At 36.0% G+C, this 17,693-nt stretch carries 12 protein-coding genes, 22 tRNA genes and 2 pseudogenes; 35 read left to right on the top strand and 1 reads right to left on the bottom strand.

Features of this window, described 5'->3' with window-relative positions:
* The 22 genes from HMPREF1208_RS06170 to HMPREF1208_RS06065 all read left to right on the top strand — a co-directional run bounded on the left by HMPREF1208_RS06170 (position 1) and on the right by HMPREF1208_RS06065 (position 1,973).
* Positions 1–76 (top strand) — tRNA-Lys (locus tag HMPREF1208_RS06170).
* A gap of 3 nt (positions 77–79) precedes the next feature.
* A tRNA-Leu gene (locus HMPREF1208_RS06165) sits at positions 80–161 on the top strand.
* A gap of 3 nt (positions 162–164) precedes the next feature.
* A tRNA-Gly gene (locus HMPREF1208_RS06160) sits at positions 165–239 on the top strand.
* A 7-nt stretch (positions 240–246) separates the two neighbouring features.
* Positions 247–335 (top strand) — tRNA-Leu (locus HMPREF1208_RS06155).
* A gap of 12 nt (positions 336–347) precedes the next feature.
* Positions 348–421, top strand: a tRNA-Arg gene (locus HMPREF1208_RS06150).
* Between the two features lie 12 nt (positions 422–433).
* Positions 434–507: transfer RNA gene (locus tag HMPREF1208_RS06145), tRNA-Pro, on the top strand.
* 18 nt (positions 508–525) lie between these two features.
* Positions 526–601, top strand: a tRNA-Ala gene (locus tag HMPREF1208_RS06140).
* 31 nt (positions 602–632) lie between these two features.
* Positions 633–706, top strand: a tRNA-Met gene (locus tag HMPREF1208_RS06135).
* Positions 707–729: 23 nt separating this feature from the next.
* Positions 730–803: transfer RNA gene (locus HMPREF1208_RS06130), tRNA-Ile, on the top strand.
* A gap of 8 nt (positions 804–811) precedes the next feature.
* Positions 812–904: transfer RNA gene (locus HMPREF1208_RS06125), tRNA-Ser, on the top strand.
* Positions 905–920: 16 nt separating this feature from the next.
* A tRNA-Met gene (locus tag HMPREF1208_RS06120) sits at positions 921–994 on the top strand.
* Between the two features lie 11 nt (positions 995–1,005).
* Positions 1,006–1,082, top strand: a tRNA-Asp gene (locus HMPREF1208_RS06115).
* Positions 1,083–1,092: 10 nt separating this feature from the next.
* A tRNA-Phe gene (locus HMPREF1208_RS06110) sits at positions 1,093–1,165 on the top strand.
* 6 nt (positions 1,166–1,171) lie between these two features.
* Positions 1,172–1,244, top strand: a tRNA-Thr gene (locus HMPREF1208_RS06105).
* A gap of 9 nt (positions 1,245–1,253) precedes the next feature.
* A tRNA-Tyr gene (locus tag HMPREF1208_RS06100) sits at positions 1,254–1,337 on the top strand.
* Positions 1,338–1,344: 7 nt separating this feature from the next.
* A tRNA-Trp gene (locus HMPREF1208_RS06095) sits at positions 1,345–1,418 on the top strand.
* A gap of 2 nt (positions 1,419–1,420) precedes the next feature.
* Positions 1,421–1,493 (top strand) — tRNA-His (locus HMPREF1208_RS06090).
* A gap of 16 nt (positions 1,494–1,509) precedes the next feature.
* Positions 1,510–1,581: transfer RNA gene (locus HMPREF1208_RS06085), tRNA-Gln, on the top strand.
* A gap of 8 nt (positions 1,582–1,589) precedes the next feature.
* A tRNA-Cys gene (locus HMPREF1208_RS06080) sits at positions 1,590–1,664 on the top strand.
* 14 nt (positions 1,665–1,678) lie between these two features.
* Positions 1,679–1,753, top strand: a tRNA-Gly gene (locus tag HMPREF1208_RS06075).
* A 27-nt stretch (positions 1,754–1,780) separates the two neighbouring features.
* A tRNA-Gly gene (locus HMPREF1208_RS06070) sits at positions 1,781–1,854 on the top strand.
* A 35-nt stretch (positions 1,855–1,889) separates the two neighbouring features.
* Positions 1,890–1,973: transfer RNA gene (locus HMPREF1208_RS06065), tRNA-Leu, on the top strand.
* Between the two features lie 341 nt (positions 1,974–2,314).
* Here HMPREF1208_RS06065 and HMPREF1208_RS06060 read toward each other — a convergent pair.
* Positions 2,315–2,551 (bottom strand): annotated as a pseudogene (locus tag HMPREF1208_RS06060) (transposase); the annotation flags it as partial.
* A 562-nt stretch (positions 2,552–3,113) separates the two neighbouring features.
* On the opposite strand from HMPREF1208_RS06060, the gene HMPREF1208_RS06055 reads away from it, so the two are divergent.
* From HMPREF1208_RS06055 to HMPREF1208_RS12055, 13 genes and pseudogenes are all read left to right on the top strand, one after another.
* Positions 3,114–4,139: a D-alanine--D-alanine ligase family protein gene (locus HMPREF1208_RS06055; RefSeq protein WP_016425477.1), complete on the top strand. Its 1,026-nt coding sequence runs from the start codon at positions 3,114–3,116 to the stop codon at positions 4,137–4,139.
* Between the two features lie 628 nt (positions 4,140–4,767).
* Positions 4,768–5,829 carry a PTS transporter subunit IIC gene (locus tag HMPREF1208_RS06050; protein ID WP_016425476.1) on the top strand — a complete coding sequence of 354 codons (1,062 nt, stop codon included), beginning with the start codon at positions 4,768–4,770 and terminating at the stop codon, positions 5,827–5,829.
* A gap of 329 nt (positions 5,830–6,158) precedes the next feature.
* A complete protein-coding gene (locus HMPREF1208_RS06045; protein ID WP_016425475.1) occupies positions 6,159–7,619 on the top strand; it encodes an ABC transporter substrate-binding protein/permease in 1,461 nt (486 codons plus the stop codon).
* Positions 7,612–8,340 (top strand): amino acid ABC transporter ATP-binding protein, encoded by a 729-nt coding sequence (locus HMPREF1208_RS06040; protein WP_016425474.1) that lies wholly within the window; start codon positions 7,612–7,614, stop codon positions 8,338–8,340. The genes HMPREF1208_RS06045 and HMPREF1208_RS06040 overlap by 8 nt, the downstream gene beginning before the upstream one ends.
* A 175-nt stretch (positions 8,341–8,515) precedes the next feature.
* A pseudogene (queG, locus tag HMPREF1208_RS06035) lies at positions 8,516–9,519 on the top strand (tRNA epoxyqueuosine(34) reductase QueG).
* Positions 9,519–9,989 carry a tRNA (uridine(34)/cytosine(34)/5-carboxymethylaminomethyluridine(34)-2'-O)-methyltransferase TrmL gene (gene trmL / locus HMPREF1208_RS06030; protein ID WP_016425471.1) on the top strand — a complete coding sequence of 157 codons (471 nt, stop codon included), beginning with the start codon at positions 9,519–9,521 and terminating at the stop codon, positions 9,987–9,989. The pseudogene queG and the gene trmL overlap by 1 nt, the downstream one beginning before the upstream one ends.
* A 179-nt stretch (positions 9,990–10,168) precedes the next feature.
* The gene (locus tag HMPREF1208_RS06025; protein ID WP_016425470.1) at positions 10,169–10,768 is read left to right on the top strand and encodes a 6-phosphogluconolactonase; all 600 of its coding nucleotides are present in this window, start codon (positions 10,169–10,171) and stop codon (positions 10,766–10,768) included.
* Positions 10,769–10,786: 18 nt separating this feature from the next.
* Positions 10,787–10,939 (top strand): SAS053 family DNA gyrase inhibitor, encoded by a 153-nt coding sequence (locus HMPREF1208_RS12190; RefSeq protein WP_016425469.1) that lies wholly within the window; start codon positions 10,787–10,789, stop codon positions 10,937–10,939.
* A 149-nt stretch (positions 10,940–11,088) separates the two neighbouring features.
* Complete coding sequence (locus HMPREF1208_RS06020) at positions 11,089–11,514, top strand: hypothetical protein (RefSeq protein WP_016425468.1); 426 nt, start codon at positions 11,089–11,091, stop codon at positions 11,512–11,514.
* Between the two features lie 171 nt (positions 11,515–11,685).
* Complete coding sequence (gene fumC / locus HMPREF1208_RS06015; RefSeq protein ID WP_016425467.1) at positions 11,686–13,071, top strand: class II fumarate hydratase; 1,386 nt, start codon at positions 11,686–11,688, stop codon at positions 13,069–13,071.
* Between the two features lie 20 nt (positions 13,072–13,091).
* Entirely contained in the window at positions 13,092–14,618 is a 1,527-nt protein-coding gene (ppx, locus tag HMPREF1208_RS06010; RefSeq protein WP_016425466.1) for an exopolyphosphatase, read from the top strand.
* A gap of 83 nt (positions 14,619–14,701) precedes the next feature.
* The gene (locus tag HMPREF1208_RS06005; RefSeq protein ID WP_016425465.1) at positions 14,702–16,864 is read left to right on the top strand and encodes an RNA degradosome polyphosphate kinase; all 2,163 of its coding nucleotides are present in this window, start codon (positions 14,702–14,704) and stop codon (positions 16,862–16,864) included.
* A 286-nt stretch (positions 16,865–17,150) separates the two neighbouring features.
* On the top strand, positions 17,151–17,612 hold the full coding sequence (locus HMPREF1208_RS12055) for an ISL3 family transposase (protein ID WP_016425464.1): 462 nt from the start codon (positions 17,151–17,153) through the stop codon (positions 17,610–17,612).
* Positions 17,613–17,693: the final 81 nt, after the last annotated feature.

Raw genomic sequence — 17,693 nt, 5'->3', positions numbered from 1 at the left:
GAGCCATTAGCTCAGTTGGTAGAGCATCTGACTTTTAATCAGAGGGTCAGAGGTTCGAATCCTCTATGGCTCACCATTAGCGGGTGTGGCGGAATTGGCAGACGCACTAGACTTAGGATCTAGCGCCTTACGGCGTGGGGGTTCGACTCCCTTCACCCGCATATGCAGAAGTAGTTCAGCGGTAGAATACAACCTTGCCAAGGTTGGGGTCGCGGGTTCGAATCCCGTCTTCTGCTCCATTGTTTTGCCGGGGTGGCGGAACTGGCAGACGCACAGGACTTAAAATCCTGCGGTGAGAGATCACCGTACCGGTTCGATTCCGGTCCTCGGCACCATTATTGCAACATGCGCCCGTAGCTCAACTGGATAGAGCGTTTGACTACGGATCAAAAGGTTATGGGTTCGACTCCTATCGGGCGCGCTACATACCTTCCGGGAAGTAGCTCAGCTTGGTAGAGCACTTGGTTTGGGACCAAGGGGTCGCAGGTTCAAATCCTGTCTTCCCGATTTAACATCATTAATTATGGGGGCTTAGCTCAGCTGGGAGAGCGCCTGCTTTGCACGCAGGAGGTCAGCGGTTCGATCCCGCTAGTCTCCACCATATTTAATTCAATATTGTAACAACTATATACGGCGGCGTAGCTCAGCTGGCTAGAGCGTACGGTTCATACCCGTGAGGTCGGGGGTTCGATCCCCTCCGCCGCCACTAATTTTAGTTGAATATTATTAGGACCTTTAGCTCAGTTGGTTAGAGCTAACGGCTCATAACCGTTCGGTCGCAGGTTCGAGTCCTGCAAGGTCCATATAATTAGGAGGAATACCCAAGTCTGGTTGAAGGGATCGGTCTTGAAAACCGACAGGGGCTTAACGGCTCGCGGGGGTTCGAATCCCTCTTCCTCCGCCATTATAAATATTATTACCGCGGGATGGAGCAGTTCGGTAGCTCGTCGGGCTCATAACCCGAAGGTCGGTGGTTCAAATCCGCCTCCCGCAATTATTTTTAAAGGTCCCGTAGTGGAGCGGTTTAACACGCCTGCCTGTCACGCAGGAGATCGCGGGTTCGATTCCCGTCGGGACCGCCATTATTATTATGGTTCAGTAGCTCAGTCGGTAGAGCAAAGGACTGAAAATCCTTGTGTCGGCGGTTCGATTCCGTCCTGAACCACTTTTTGCCGGCCTAGCTCAATTGGTAGAGCAACTGACTTGTAATCAGTAGGTTGGGGGTTCAAGTCCTCTGGCCGGCATTATGTCTTGGAGGGGTAGCGAAGTGGCTAAACGCGGCGGACTGTAAATCCGCTCCTTCGGGTTCGGCAGTTCGAATCTGCCCCCCTCCACCATATCAATAGGGGCATAGTTCAACGGTAGAATAGAGGTCTCCAAAACCTTTGATGTGGGTTCGATTCCTACTGCCCCTGCCATGGCGGTTGTGGCGAAGTGGTTAACGCATCGGATTGTGGTTCCGACACTCGTGGGTTCGATTCCCATCAACCGCCCTTTATTTAAAATTAATGGGCTATAGCCAAGCGGTAAGGCAACGGACTTTGACTCCGTCACGCGCTGGTTCGAATCCAGCTAGCCCAGTTACTTTTGGCGGCATAGCCAAGTGGTAAGGCCGAGGTCTGCAAAACCTCTATTCACCGGTTCAAATCCGGTTGCCGCCTCCATTGATATGACATATGCGGGAGTAGTTCAATTTTTAGAACACTTTCCTTCCCGGAAAGAGGTATAGGTGTAAGTCCTATCTTCCGCTCCATTATTTAAAATAACAATTGCATATCATGCGGGAGTAGTTCAATTCTAGAACACTTTCCTTCCCGGAAAGAGGTATAGGTGCAAGTCCTATCTTCCGCTCCATTTTCCAATAGTTGTATTGGATTTTTTTAGATTATGCCGGTGTGGCGGAATTGGCAGACGCGCGGGACTCAAAATCCCGTGTCTTCACAGACGTGTCGGTTCGACCCCGACCACCGGTATAGATTAAAGCCCTTAAGCGTTGTGTTTAGGGGCTTTTTATAGGGGTTCTTTGTCAACGTCGGTTGGCGAGACGATGACGCATTAAGCAACGTTATTTTGTTGTTTAATGCGTTTTTTATATTCACTTACAAATACCTTGGAAATGAGGCTGTACACTTTATATGGTGGTTATGTGTCTATAATAATTAAGTCGCAAACTTCCGATTGCTTCTTCGAGTCTCGCTTTCCCAGGCGCCTTACCTCAACTAATTTTGGCTTTTATTGTAGCTCATAAGAAGCCAAAATGGATTTTCGGTTTCGGCTCTATGCCTCGGGAGTCTCGACTCGGTACGCAATCTATTTAAGCAATTTCACTATTGAAAAGTGGCATTGCTTTTTTCTTTGGTCTTTTATACAGTCTAAAAATAATAAAAATGCGATTTTTGAAGTTATAAAAGTTGCGATAGCCATATGAAACTCTTTTAATCAGTTTAACTTTTTGATTAATTCCTTCAATCGCTCCATTATTGAATTGAGGGGTTCCAATCGTATAAGCAATGATATCCTCATACTTTCTGTAGAAGCGTAACACTTTCCATCCATACATTTAAAACATTGTTTTAACAGATTTAAATACACTGCTATCTCTTGGAATCTTAAAAAAGTAATTCGCGATAAACGTTTTCCGTGTTTGTGTATTCGGTTTGGATTCGTATGATAACAGTGAGGACAAGTCATAGGCTTGTATGAAAGGGTACCAAAGATGACGTTAGATTTCTTACCTCTAATAACTACATCTTCTTCAACTTTAGTGATTTTAATATTATTATCTTTAATTTTTAGTAACTTTAATCAATCATTACACATAGGCGCAATATGTCTCCTTTATTTTTGGTTTAGTCACTTAAAATTATAGAGGCATTTGCGCTATTTTTGTACAAAAAAGCAGGATGACTTATGCCATCCCACCATAAAAAATGAAGAACCGAAATTTCTATAACCATAAGAAACCCATTGTATAAGCCTAAATAGTCTGATTTAATAAGATTTTAGTGTAATCAATTAAAAATGAGCTGTGAATTCAAAAGTAAAGTAATGTAAAATAGAGTTAAAATCAGAAAATTTTGACTGGATAAAATAGTCTTTAGGAGAGAAACTATATGAATATTATCGTATTAGCTGGTGGTTTAAGTGATGAAAGAGATGTTTCTTTATCTTCAGGAGCTCAAATCGCAAATGCATTAATCAAAAATGGTCATAAAGTATTGATGTTAGATTTATATTTAGGATTAAAAGAAGTTAAGAACTTTGAAGAAGCATATAATAAATATGGGGAATCTGTTTATGATTATGAGGTGCCTGAAGTTGCTCCAGATTTAGAAGAATTAATTGATAAAAACAATGGTCGGAAAAATGAAATTGGAGATAATATCATTGATATCTGTCAGACTGCTGATATTGTATTTTTGGGCCTTCATGGCGGTATTGGTGAGAATGGTAAATTGCAAGCCATATTTGATTTATACAATATCAAATATACAGGCACAGGGTATAAAGGTGGCCTATTGGCCATGGATAAAATAGTTTCTAAAGAGTTAATGACTGTCAATCATATTTTAACTCCTGAGTGGCGCATCATGAATAATGAAAATATTAATACTATCAAAGCACCTGCAGTTGTAAAACCTAATGATAACGGCTCGAGTATTGGAGTAAAAGTTGTCGATGATCAGCGTGAATTATTAGACGCTATTACATTATCAAAACAATATTCAGATACAATTTTAATAGAGAAGAAAATAGCCGGAAGAGAATTTTCTGTTGGAATTATAGGTGAAAAAGTGTTGCCAATTATTGAATTAATACCTAAAGACGGCTTTTATGATTATTCAAATAAATATCAACCAGGTGCAACAGAAGAAATTACACCTGCAAATATAAGTGATGATCAAACAGAAAGAATGCAAAATATTGCTTTGAAAGTATTTAAAAAGTTAGGCTTAGAAGTTTATGGTAGGGTTGACTTCATAATGGACAGTAATGATAATATTTTTTGTATTGAAGCAAATTCATTACCAGGTATGACACCCACAAGTTTACTTCCTCAAGAAGCTGAAGCGCATGGAATCAATTATGAACAATTATGTGAAATGATTGTTACGCATTCTCTAGAAAAATATCGTTAATTTCAATCATTTCTGTATAACTTAAGGTGTTTCATCTTAATTCAACATTAATTGGTTTATTTTATTTAACGGATCAGGATCATATTATATATGTAGAAGTTAAGCAATTGGATTTGTTTAACTTCTTTTTTAGTACCACTAGGATATATCAAAATAAAACCACAATTTTATATGGTTTCGAAATCGAGTTGAAATAGCGTCTTATTCTTTTTTATTGTTTTATATATATCTCTATATTTTAATCAAGCTCAGAGTATAAAAATGATTGACTTTGTTTTAGTTTCAATCCTTTACATACCTATTGTTAAAGAGAATAAAATAGAATTATACTAGAATTGTAATAATCATTTGAAAATCATTGAGGATAGTTAAATTCATAATGAAATGATTCAAACTATAAAGTTATATTGAAAGAGTGCAAATGTTCACTTCATTGTAGGTGACGAATTTATACGAAAATAAATTTTAGTAGAGTGTTAAACGTTGAGAGCTTAATAGCTGATGATTTAAGACCTTTTAGAAAAATTTGTAATAGAAAAAGGTTGGTTTAAAATTTATATTTGCATATTGTTTCAATCTATATCTTATATTATGATAAAGCTATTCTTAATAGAGGAGGACACAACAAGTGACTTCAAAAGAAAAATCGAGTAACAAGTCTTTCTTCAGTGTGATCTTAAATGCTGTTGCAGCAGGTGTGGTCATAGCGTTATTACCCAATGCATTTTTAGGTGAATTGCTTAAATTTTTTAAAGAAGGTCAACCCCTCCTTGAGCAACTCCATCAAATTGTGGTCGTGATTCAGTCGTTTATGCCATTTATTATCGGTGCACTGGCTGCGCATGCGTTTAAATTTTCTGGCTCAGGTGTTGTATTTACTGGTACTTCAGCAATGATTGGCTCGGGTGTCATTCAATTTAAAGGAAGCCAGTTCATTTTGCAAGGTGTCGGGGACATTATTAATGTCATGTTGATCGTAATGCTCACTTGTTTCTTATTTAAAGTGTTAGATGGCAAATTTGGCTCACTCGATATGATTATTTTACCTATAATTATTCCTGTGTTTTCAGGTATTGTTGGTCTATTAACACTGCCTTATATAAGCCGTATTACAGGAGCTTTAGGTAAAATGATTCAGACTTTTACGGAGCTAAACCCGCTTATAATGAGTATTCTTATTGCAATAACTTTTGCGTTATTAATGGTAACGCCCATTTCTCTTGTTGCTATTGCGACGGCGGTATCGTTGAGTGGCTTAGCGAGTGGGGCAGGAAATATGGGTATTGTTGCTGCGAGTATGACATTCTTGGTTGGCTCATTGCGTGTGAATAAAGCAGGTGTTCTCGTTGTTCTTATTATTGGTGCTACAAAAATGATGATTCCTGTTTATTTCAAACATCCAATTATTATGATTCCTCTTACAATAAACGGTATTGTTACAGGATTAATTACTTATCTTATAGGCATTAAAGGAACACCTATGTCTGCGGGATTTGGTTACTCTGGATTTGTAGGTCCGATTAATGCATTTAACCGTATGGATGGAGATCCAACGATGAATATGATTTTACTCCTGTTTGGTTATTTTATTGTTCCATTTACGGTCGCGTGGTTTGTTCATCAAGTGTGTAAAAATATTTTACCAGGTTATCGTGATGATATTTATCGTTTTGAGATTCCGAAACAATAAACACTATTCTTTATGGAATACATAAACAAATACACAAAGAGTATATAATTAGAAAGACTGAGATTTCGTCCTATTTGACGATAACTCAGTCTTTTTTACTTTCTATTTTTCCTTTAACTTCATATAGCAATACGATAGCGCCTCTTGTTCATTCTTTATAAATCACCTGCAATTTTCACCCAATTGACTGTTAACAATAAGACAAAAATGTATACAAAAATCACGTAAGCTGGGGAATTCACTATAAACTGCGCGTTTTTAAAATTTATTATTGCATAAAATTACGCAAATATGTATATTAATGAATAAATTTAAAAGGAGGTCCTGAGATGAAGTATTTGGGGAAGCTGATTACAGCACTATTTATAGTTGTGTTACTTATATGTCAATCGCCTCTTGTGCACGTATCAAAAGCTGCAAGCGAGGATCAATGGCAAGTCATTAAAAAAAGAGGTGTATTGAAGGTTGGACTTTCAGCAGATTATGCACCAATGGAATTTGAAAGAACAGTTCATGGTGAGAGGGAATATGCAGGTATCGATATTGAACTTGCGAAAAAAATTGCCAAGGATAATGGTGTTAAGTTGAAAATTGTGAATATGCAATTCGATAGTTTGTTAGGGGCTATAAAAACAGGAAAAATCGACATGATTATTTCGGGTATGACACCGACAGATGAGCGTAAAAAAGAAGTTGATTTTTCAGATAACTATATGACTGTTCAACAAAAAGTGGTTATTCGTAAAAAGGATAAAGCACATTATCAGACTTTGGATGATTTAAAAGGAAAGAGAATTGGGGTCCAAAAACAAACGACGCAAGAAGAGTTAGCAAAAAATGAAATTGAAGATGCCGATATTCAATCTTTAACACGATTACCAGAAGTCATTTTATCATTAAAAAGTAATAAAGTAGATGCGATTGTTATGGACAGTGCTGTCAGCAAAGCTTATTTGACACAAAATGATGACCTTACTTTTTCTAACGCATCATTTGCGGATTCTGACAAACCTACAGCTATTGCGATACCTAAACATTCTCCTGAATTAATGGATAAGGTAAATCAAACAATTGCAGATGTAAAAGGTCAACATCTAATGCCAAAATACGAAAAAATAGCTGCGGACGCAATGGAAAATGATGGTAACTTTTTCTCTAAATACGGTACATTTTTTGTAACTGGTTTAAAAAGTACAATTCTGATTTCAATCATCGGTGTGGTCTTAGGGGCAGCTTTAGGCGCCGTCATTGCATTAATGAAAATTAGTTCAATCAAGCCATTAAAATGGATTGCTTCTTTTTACATTGAGTTTTTACGGGGAACCCCTTTACTTGTACAAGTATTTTTAGTGTTTTTCGGGACAACTGCAGTTCTTGGACTCGATATTTCCGCTTTTATATGTGGTGCCGTAGCTTTAGTCATTAATTGTTCTGCCTATATTGCCGAAATTATACGTGCGGGTATCAATGCAGTTGATAAAGGACAAACCGAAGCGGCGAGAAGTTTAGGTTTGAGTTATGCTCAAACGATGAAAACCGTGATTATGCCCCAAGCGATTAAAAATATTCTGCCTGCTTTAGGGAATGAATTTGTAACTGTAATCAAAGAATCATCAATCGTATCCGTTATTGGTGTGAGCGAAATTATGTTTAATGCACAAGTGGTACAAGGTGCTTCATTTGATCCATTTACGCCATTACTCATTGCGGCTGTATTATATTTTGTATTAACGTTCACACTTTCACGTTTGATGTATTTTGTTGAAGGGAGAATGAGAGTCAGTGATTAAAATTAAAGAATTAAATAAAACGTTTGGAAACAATGAAGTTTTAGTGCAGATTGATATGGAAGTTCATAAAGGGGAGGTCGTTGCTATTATCGGGCCGTCTGGTAGTGGTAAAAGTACTTTATTACGCTGTATGAATTTATTAGAAGTTCCTACAAAAGGAAGTGTCATTTTTGAAGGAAGAGATTTAACAGAAAAAGGGACGAAAGTTGATGAACTACGTCAAAAAATGGGAATGGTTTTCCAAAATTTTAATTTATTCCCGCATAAAAAAGTCATTGATAATATTATTTTAGCCCCAAGTTTATTGAAAAAAGGAGATAAAGCATCTTTAAAAGCCCATGCGCTCGATTTATTAGACAAAGTCGGTCTTAAAGATAAAGCAGATGCCTATCCGAATCAATTGTCTGGCGGACAAAAACAAAGGGTTGCGATTGCACGTGCACTTGCTATGAATCCTGATGTTTTATTATTTGATGAACCTACATCAGCGCTTGATCCCGAAGTTGTCGGGGAAGTGTTGACTGTAATGAAATCTTTAGCAAAAGAAGGGATGACTATGGTGGTTGTGACACACGAAATGGACTTTGCCAAAAATGTGAGTGATCGTGTGATATTCATGGCGGATGGTCATATTGTTGAAGATGGACCTTCTCATGAAGTTTTTGAAAATCCGCAACATCAACGGACGCAAAACTTTTTAAAACGTGTATTAGTTAAATAATGATTTATAAATAATTTGAATGGCGTAAGCAATGACAATAGCCTAGCAATGGGTGAGTGTGCACGCCATTCTTTATTATTTTGTGCTTATTCGAATAAAAAGAACTTGAATGAATTACAACGCAGGTCTAGAAAGATATGTTAAAATAGTGTGGTGACTTTTAAGGGGTGAGTTTATGGATGTCTTACAATTAAAAGAAGAAATAATAGAGTATGCCTACAGTATAGGTATAAATCGTATCGGTTTTACGACAGCTGACCCGTTTGATGAGTTGAAACAAAAATTAGTGGATTACCATGCGAAAGGGTATGCATCTGGGTTTGAAGAATCAGATATTGCTTTAAGAACAGAGCCTAAGTTATCATTGCCAACAGCAAAATCTATTATTGCCATCTCAGTAGGATATCCAAACAAACTAAAAAATGCGCCTAGATGATGTCTATGGTTGACACCGGTGTTTTATCTGATAGAGCTGTTGCTGAACGTGCAGGATTAGGTTTTGTAGGTAGAAATAGCTTTGTGATTCATCCTGATTTAGGGACGTATACCTATTTAGGTGAAATGTTAGTGAATATCCCGTTTCCTCCTGATGATCCGATCATGGAGAGTTGTGGCGATTGTACAATATGTGTCGATCGTTGCCCAACTGGCGCACTTGTTGGTGACGGTCAGTTAAACAGTCAAAAATGTATTAGCTTTTTAACACAAACGAAAGGCTATTTGCCCGATGAATATCGTTATAAAATTGGAAATCGTTTGTACGGCTGTGATACGTGTCAGCAGGTTTGCCCTAAAAATAGAGGGATTAATATTGAGCAAGATGATATTATATTAGAACCAGAAATTTTAAAACCAAGATTAGTGCCATTATTGAAAATGAATAATAAAACATTTAAAAATACGTTTGGTCATCTTGCAGGTGCTTGGCGTGGCAAAAAACCTATCCAACGTAATGCCATTATAGCTTTGGCACATTTTAAAGAAGAAGATGCGATTCCAGATTTAAAAGAGGTCGCAGAAAATGATCCGAGACCGCTTATTCGAGCAACTGCATTTTGGGCGATTGGTCAAATTCAAGGCGATTTAGCTAAACCTTATATTATGGCACATTATGAAAATGAAGATGAAGAAGTACAAATTGAAATGTTAAAAGGCTTAGAAATGAGGAGAGATGGATAATGACAATTCATGTCGTATTATACCAACCAGAAATACCTGCAAATACAGGAAATATTGCACGTACATGTGCAGCAACAGATACAAAGTTACACTTAATTCGACCATTAGGTTTTAGTACAGATGACAAAATGTTAAAACGTGCAGGTTTAGATTATTGGAAATATGTTTCAATTACATATTATGATAATATTGAATCATTTTTCGAACAAACAGCAGGGCAGTATTTCTTACTCACTAAATTTGGTTCGAAAAATCATACATCACAAGATTTTTCAAATCCTAATGAAGATTATTATTTCATATTCGGAAAAGAAACAACGGGCTTACCGGATTGGGTCAAAGAAAAATATGAAAGTACAGCTTTGCGTATTCCTATGAATGAAAATGTCCGTGCACTGAATCTATCGAATACAGCTGCTATTTTAGTATATGAGGCATTGAGACAGCAAAATTATCCAAATTTACAATAGTTCTGTCAATCAACAGGATTAGATAGCTATCACAAGAATTTAATGACTAAAAAGGTTATAATTGAAAGTGAACATGAGTCAGCATGATGCCTAATGAATGATGTTTTAATATGTCAATAAAATGGGTATGTAGTTATTAATGTTATAGACTAGTAAGGACAATAGAGGAGTGTACGATAATGGCAATGAATTTTAAAATATTTAAAGATGCAGAGACAGTGGCAAAATATACAGCAGATATCTTAAGAAAACAGCTTAATAATAATCCTACCTCAATTGTAGGTGTCCATTTAAATGAAGACCAAGCGCCGGTTTTAAATTTTTTAAAACAAGATGTTGATCGTCATAGTGTAGATTTTAGTCAAATTCATATTTTGGACTATGATAAGCAAGCGTCATTTTTTAAATCATTAGGCGTACCAGAGAAACAAGTGCATGAAGTTCCAGATGATGACAATGTTGAATCATTTATTGCCCATCATGCTAAAACAAAAGATAACAAAGGAAAATTAACGTTACAAGTATTAACTATTGATGAAAACGGACAAATTGGGTTACCAATGAATGATGCCGTAATGCCAGCGCGTGAAATTATTGTCGTTGTCACAGGTTCAAATAAAGCGGCACAAGTTCAAAAGTTATATGAAGAAAATGGGAATACAAGCTTTATTCCGTCAACATTAAAAACACATCGTATGGTGACTGTTGTCCTTGATGAAGCGGCTGCACAAGGTTTACCAGATGATGTTAGAGCCTATTTTACTTCATTATATGCATAAATTAGAGGTGGCAATTTAATGAAAGATGATCAAAAACAATATGAAAATGAAATGGTCGAAGGTTTTGATGATGTCGTTGAATTAGGCAAAGAGATGGAACAAATTTCAGAAAAAAATGATCAAGATAAATTAAATCAAGATCATGATGCTGATATTCGATCAGATAAGTAATCTTTTAATCAAAATTACACATATTGTCTTTATAAGATGGAAAACAGGGGCGAAAGTTGATCGTAAACTTTCGCCTTGTTTTGTCGTTGAGCTGTACTAAAATATGATAAAATAAGGGCGTCTATAGAAAAACTTGAAAGGTGACATACATGAAATTATATCGTAAATGGGGATTGTTACTTGTATTATCAACAATCATTAATCTATTGTCTATCAAAGCATTTCCGCTTGCTTTAGGGACTTTATATCTACCTGTGTTGTTCAAAGTTGTCCAACTCCAACTCAATCTATCCAATGGTCTTATTGATGACCGTGCTGCCAGTGCGCAAACTTTTGTAAGAGCAAATCAAAAAGGCATTGTCATTAGTGTGATTTGTTGTATTGCGATTACTGTAGCATTGACAATATATCTTGCTGACTTTTATCAACAATTACAAGGTTTTTGGGGGTTATTAATCGATTTTAGCCCAATAACAATGGTCATTGGATTGATTTTATATTTATTATCTGCAATCGCTATTGTTCAAGCTGTAAAAATTAAATTTCTTAATCATCGTAAAGAAGAAAAAGCATAAGTCTTACTTATTTCTTCATCCTTAAAAAGTAGTCTGTAACGCGTTAATTCTATTAAACGCAGCGCATACTACTTTTTTGTTTTATCTCCGAAACAGAATTGAATGGGCATTTCAATTAATGCTATAATTTAATTGAAGAATAACATTCTAAATTAAAGGGGAGCGAGATCAATGTCAGTAAGAATTGAACACGATACATTTGGCGAAATTGAAGTACCAGCAGATAAATATTGGGGTGCACAAACACAACGCAGTAAGCAGAATTTTCCAGTCGGTAAAGAGAAGATGCCTATCGAAGTCATATACGGTTTTGCGCAATTAAAACGTGCAGCCGCACTTGCAAACCATGAATTAGGAAAACTTAGTGATGCTAAAAAAGATGCTATTATTTATGCTTGTGAACGTATATTAAATGGTGAGTTAGATGAACATTTTCCATTAGTCGTATGGCAAACAGGAAGTGGCACGCAAAGCAATATGAATGTTAATGAAGTCGTAAGCCACGTTGCAAATGAATATTTAGCGTCTAAAGGGATTGATGAAAAAATACATCCTAATGATGATGTGAACAAATCTCAAAGTTCTAACGATACTTTTCCAACTGCCATGCATGTTGCTTTATATCATCAAGTAGAGACGCAATTAGAACCAGCAATTAAGCGCTTAAGAGATACTTTCTATCAAAAAGAACAATCATTTAAAGACATTATTAAAATCGGGCGCACCCACTTACAAGATGCTACACCTATTACACTCGGTCAAGAAGTGAGTGGCTGGCGCTATATGTTAGAGGTATGTGACAATTTATTAGCAGAATCTAAAAAACATATTCTCAACTTAGCGATTGGTGGTACTGCGGTTGGTACAGGTATTAATGCACATCCAGAATTTGGTGATAAAGTAGCTGCTTATATTTCAGAAAATACAGGCTATCCATTTGTTTCTTCTGAAAATAAATTCCATGCATTAACAGCGCATGATGAAGTTGTTCAATTACACGGTACGCTTAAAGCGTTAGCGGCTGATTTAATGAAAATTGCCAACGACATTAGATGGTTAGCCTCAGGTCCACGTGCCGGATTAGCAGAAATTTCTATCCCTGAAAATGAACCAGGCTCTTCCATTATGCCAGGTAAAGTTAATCCAACACAATGTGAAATGTTGACGATGGTGGCTGTTCAAGTCATGGGTAATGATACGGTAGTAGGTATTTCAAGTTCACAAGGTAACTTTGAACTCAACGTTTTCAAACCTGTGATTTTGCATAACACATTACAATCAATTTATTTATTAGCAGATGGAATGAACACGTTTAATGATAATTGCGCAGTAGGAATCGAACCGATTGCTTCACATATTGATGATTATCTTAACCGTTCATTAATGCTTGTAACCGCTTTAAATACTCATATCGGTTATGAAAATGCAGCAGCCATCGCTAAGAAAGCACATAAAGAAGGCTTGACATTAAAAGAAGCAGCAATTCAATCCGGACATTTAACAGAAGCGCAATTTGATGAATGGATTAAACCCGAAAATATGGTTCATCCTAAATAGTTTGGAGGCATTTTTAAAGCATGGAACGAAACGGTTTAATAGATATTGGTTCGAATACGATTCGCTTGGTTATTTTTCAATATGATGAACGTACAGGGTTAAATGAAATTCAAAATATTAAAACACCTGCAAGGTTAAGTCAATATTTGGATGATGATCAGAATATGACACAAGAAGGTATTGATGTATTGACTACCGCACTGCGTAGTTTTAAAAAAGTTGCAGATAAATTTAAAGTCAAGCATCTATATCCAATCGCAACTGCAGCGATACGACAATCCAAAAATCAACCTCAAATTTTAAAATCAATTCAAAAAGAGTTAGGTATTAAAGTCATTGTCATTCCTGAAGAGGATGAGGCATTTTATGGTGCATATGCTGTGACGCATACGACAAGTATTCAAAATGGAATCACAGTTGATATCGGTGGTGGCTCTACTGAATTGACATTGTTCGAAGATAAAAATATCAAACAAGCCATCAGTTTTCCGTTTGGGGTTGTTACTTTAATCAGAATGTTTTTTGAAGGCAAGGAGCATAATGATAAAGATGCGATTAAAAAAATAGAGAAGTTTTTAAAAGGTGAATTTGAAAAAGTAGATTGGATTCAAAATAAAGAGGTTAATTTAATCGGTATTGGCGGCTCGGCACGTAACTGTGCACGTGTACATCAAGCAGGACATAATTATCCTATTGCTGGTGTTCACGGTTACACGATGGCACATGAAGATCTGAAAGAAGTTTATCAAAAACTGAAGAAATATTCACGTGATGAATTATTAAATTTAGATGGGCTGAGCCGAGACCGTGTCGATATTATTTTGCCGGCAGTTGCTGTATTTAACGTGCTTTTTGATATGATCCATGCAAAAGCATTTGCTTTCTCTAGAAAAGGGATTCGTGAAGGCTTTATTATGAATCAAATTGCTAAAAAACATAAAAATGAATTTAATAAAGCGAATGTTTTAAGTGATGCTTTAAGACATCTTGCGAACGAATACAAAATTGAAGAAACAGGTGCGGAACAACGCGTTAAACTTGCACAATCGTTACTTGATCAACTGTCAGAAGCTAGAAAATTGAACTTTGAGGCATCATCAAAACAAATTTTTCTTGAAGCGGCATATATTTACTATCTTGGTAAGTTTATCGATGCAGATTCAAGTTCACAACATACGTACTATATCATTGCGAATTCAAGTATTAATGGTTTATCTCATAAAGAACGTGTGCGTCTTGCGCTATTAGCAAGCTATAAAAACAAAACGTTGTTAAAAATATATAGCGATGAGACGAAATGGTTTAGTGATGATGAACTTTCTGAGATTCAAACATTAGGTGGTGTGATTAAGTTTACGAATGCCCTTAATATTTCAAATACGAATAGTGTGAGTCGCGTTGAGTTAAAACAAAATAAAGACGCTTATGATTTATATGTTTATTATAAAGGCGAGCCTATCGCCGAGTCATACCAAGCCAATCGTCAGAAAAAGCATATTGAAAAAGTGCTTAAAACTAAAATTAATATTGTGTTTACAAAATCTTGAAAAATGACTTTAGATTTTTATGTTACGCTAAGAACATAAACGAAGTGATGTTTCGTAGAAGATTAATGGGGTGAACAAATAAAGTGACTATTGAAAAGGGAAGTTTTGATATTAATCATCCGGAGTATTATAACAATCGTGAAGTGAGCTGGTTAGACTTTAACTATAGAGTATTGCAAGAAGCCTGTGATTCTCAAAACCCATTGATAGAGCAACTTAAATTTATTGCCATTGCAAGCTCTAACTTAGATGAATTTTTTATGGTTCGTGTTGCAGGTTTAAAAGATCAAGTTAAAATGGGCTTCGACAAACCTGAAAATAAAACACAGCTCACACCACAAGAGCAACTTAAGGAAATTGAAAAGAAAAATCGTCAGAATGTAAAATTCCAATATGAACGTTTTAATACGCTCATAGAACAATTAAAAACACACGATATCTATTTTAGTAAACCTGAATCTTTGAGCGAATCGCTTAAAGAAAAATTAGAAAGCATCTTTTTATCAAACATTTTGCCAACACTGACACCATTGGGAATAGATGCTTATCGGCCGTTTCCAAAATTAAATAATAAAACACTCAATATATTTGTGGATATTGACACGGGTAATGAAATCAATGCTACGATCGTTCAAATACCGACGCTTCTTAAACGATTTATTACAGTTAATGAAGGTAGCAAACAATATATTGTTTTAGTTGAAGATCTGATTTCCTTTTTCATGGGTCACCTCTTTAAAGGGTATGAAATACTGAATACCTATACTTTTAGAATTACAAGAAATGCGGATTTAACGATTCATGAAGATGGCGCAGAAGATTTACTCATAGAAATCGAGCGCTTTCTAAAAGAACGAAAAAGTGGTGCTGCGGTGAGATTGGAAATAGACAACCGTGAACCGTGTGATATGAATATGGACTGGTTAATCGATACGTTAGAATTAGAGCATCAGGATGTCTATTACACAGACGGGCCACTCGATTTGACGTTTGTTTTTGAGTTGGTCGATCATTTATCACATAAATTAAAATCATTAACTTATCCGTCTTATACACCACAAATCCCGCAATCACTCGGGCGTCATAATATTTATGACTTAGCAATGAAAAGAGATATTTTCTTCCATCATCCATATGAATCATTTGATCCAATTGTTGACTTTATTAAGGAAGCTTCAGAGGATCCTAATACGTTAGCGATAAAACAAACTTTGTATCGTGTAAGTAGTGATTCGCCTATCATCGAAGCGCTTAAACATGCTGCAGAAAATGGAAAGCAAGTGACCGTTCTAGTCGAACTCAAGGCACGCTTTGATGAAGAGAACAATGTTCATTGGGCAAGAATGTTGGAAGAAGCAGGTTGTCACGTCATGTACGGGATGACGCACCTTAAAACGCATAGTAAAATCACACTTGTTGTCAAAAGAATTAACCATCAGTTAGTTCCATTTGTTCATCTAGGCACAGGCAACTACAATGATAAAACCGCAAAATTATATACCGATATGGGTATCATTACCACTGATCCAGAAATTGGTGAGGATGCAATGAATTTCTTTAATTATTTAAGTGGTTATTCGGTGAAACCGGATTATCATAAGTTGATTGTGGCGCCTTATGAAATTAGAGATTCTTTTATTGAGCGCATCGATCAAGAAATTGAAAGTCATCGTCAATTTGGCAATGGTAAAATGATGATGAAAATGAACTCTCTAACTGATAAAGCGTTAATTAAAAAATTATTTGAAGCATCTCAAGCAGGTGTAGAAGTAAAATTAATTATTCGCGGAATTTGTTGCTTGAAACCAGGAATACCTGGCGTTAGTGACAATATAGAAGTTGTCAGCATCGTTGGCCGTTTTTTAGAACATTCCCGTATCTATTACTTCTATAATAATGGAGATGAAAAAATTTATCTATCTTCTGCTGATATGATGACGCGCAATATGATTAAACGTGTTGAAATTTTATTCCCTATATTGGACAAACAAATTGCGAAGCGGTTAGTTGAATTTTTAAATCTTCAATTGTCGGATAATCAAAAAGGACGATACCAAGATGCGCAAGGTGTTTATCATTACATTGAAAATGATTTAGAACCATTGAACTCACAAGAGTATTTGATGCAAGAAGCTAAAGATTATGGCGCAAAACTTGCTGAATCAAATGTAATTAAAATGGGGCAACCTGTACAATCAAAACGGAATTGGATTAATCGTGTCAAAAATCATTTGAAGCGGAAATAATATACACAAAAGTGAATCTTTAACTTTTCAAAGAAGGGGACAGAAATCGCCATGATTACGCTGTCCTCTTTTTTTGTTTACAGCGTAAAAAGAAGCAGAGACATTAAATTTTTGATAAACACACGTTTGGATAAATCCCTATTTAGGAAAAAAGACGTTTTAATAATGGTTCTTCATTTTTTATAGTGGGGTGACATAAGTCATCCTGCTTTTTTTGTACAAAAATAGCACAAATATCTCTATAATTGTAAGTGACCAAACCAACGATTAAGGAGATATTGTGCCTATGTGTAATGATATATTAAAGTTACTAAAAATTAAAGATAATAATATTAAAATCACTAAAGTTGAAGAAGATGTAGTTATTAGAGGTAAGAAATCTAACGTCATCTTTGGTACCCTTTCATACAAGCCTATGACTTGTCCTCACTGTTATCATACGAATCCAAACCGAATACACAAACACGGAAAACGTTTATCGCGAATTACTTTTTTAAGATTCCAAGAGATAGCAGTGTATTTAAATCTGTTAAAACAACGTTTTAAATGTATGGTTTGTGGTCGGACTTTTACTTCTAAAACAAATGTTGTTGAGGATAACTGTTTTATCTCAAACCATGTTCAGAAAGCCATTTTAGATACAGCAACACAAGTTCGCTCAGAAACTGATATCGCAAGTGATTGTAACGTTTCTGCATCTTCTGTAAAACGTGTGATTCATAAAGTAAGCAATGCCACTTTTCAATAGTGAAATTGCTTAAATAGATTGCGTACCGAGTCGAGACTCCCGAGGCATAGAGCCGAAACCGAAAATCCATTTTGGCTTCTT

Source organism: Staphylococcus sp. HGB0015 (assembly GCF_000411275.1).
In the GTDB taxonomy this organism is placed as follows: Bacteria; Bacillota; Bacilli; order Staphylococcales; family Staphylococcaceae; genus Staphylococcus; species Staphylococcus schleiferi.
The sequence above is the reverse complement of the archived record's forward strand: the minus strand, read 5'-3'. Positions and strand labels throughout refer to the sequence as shown.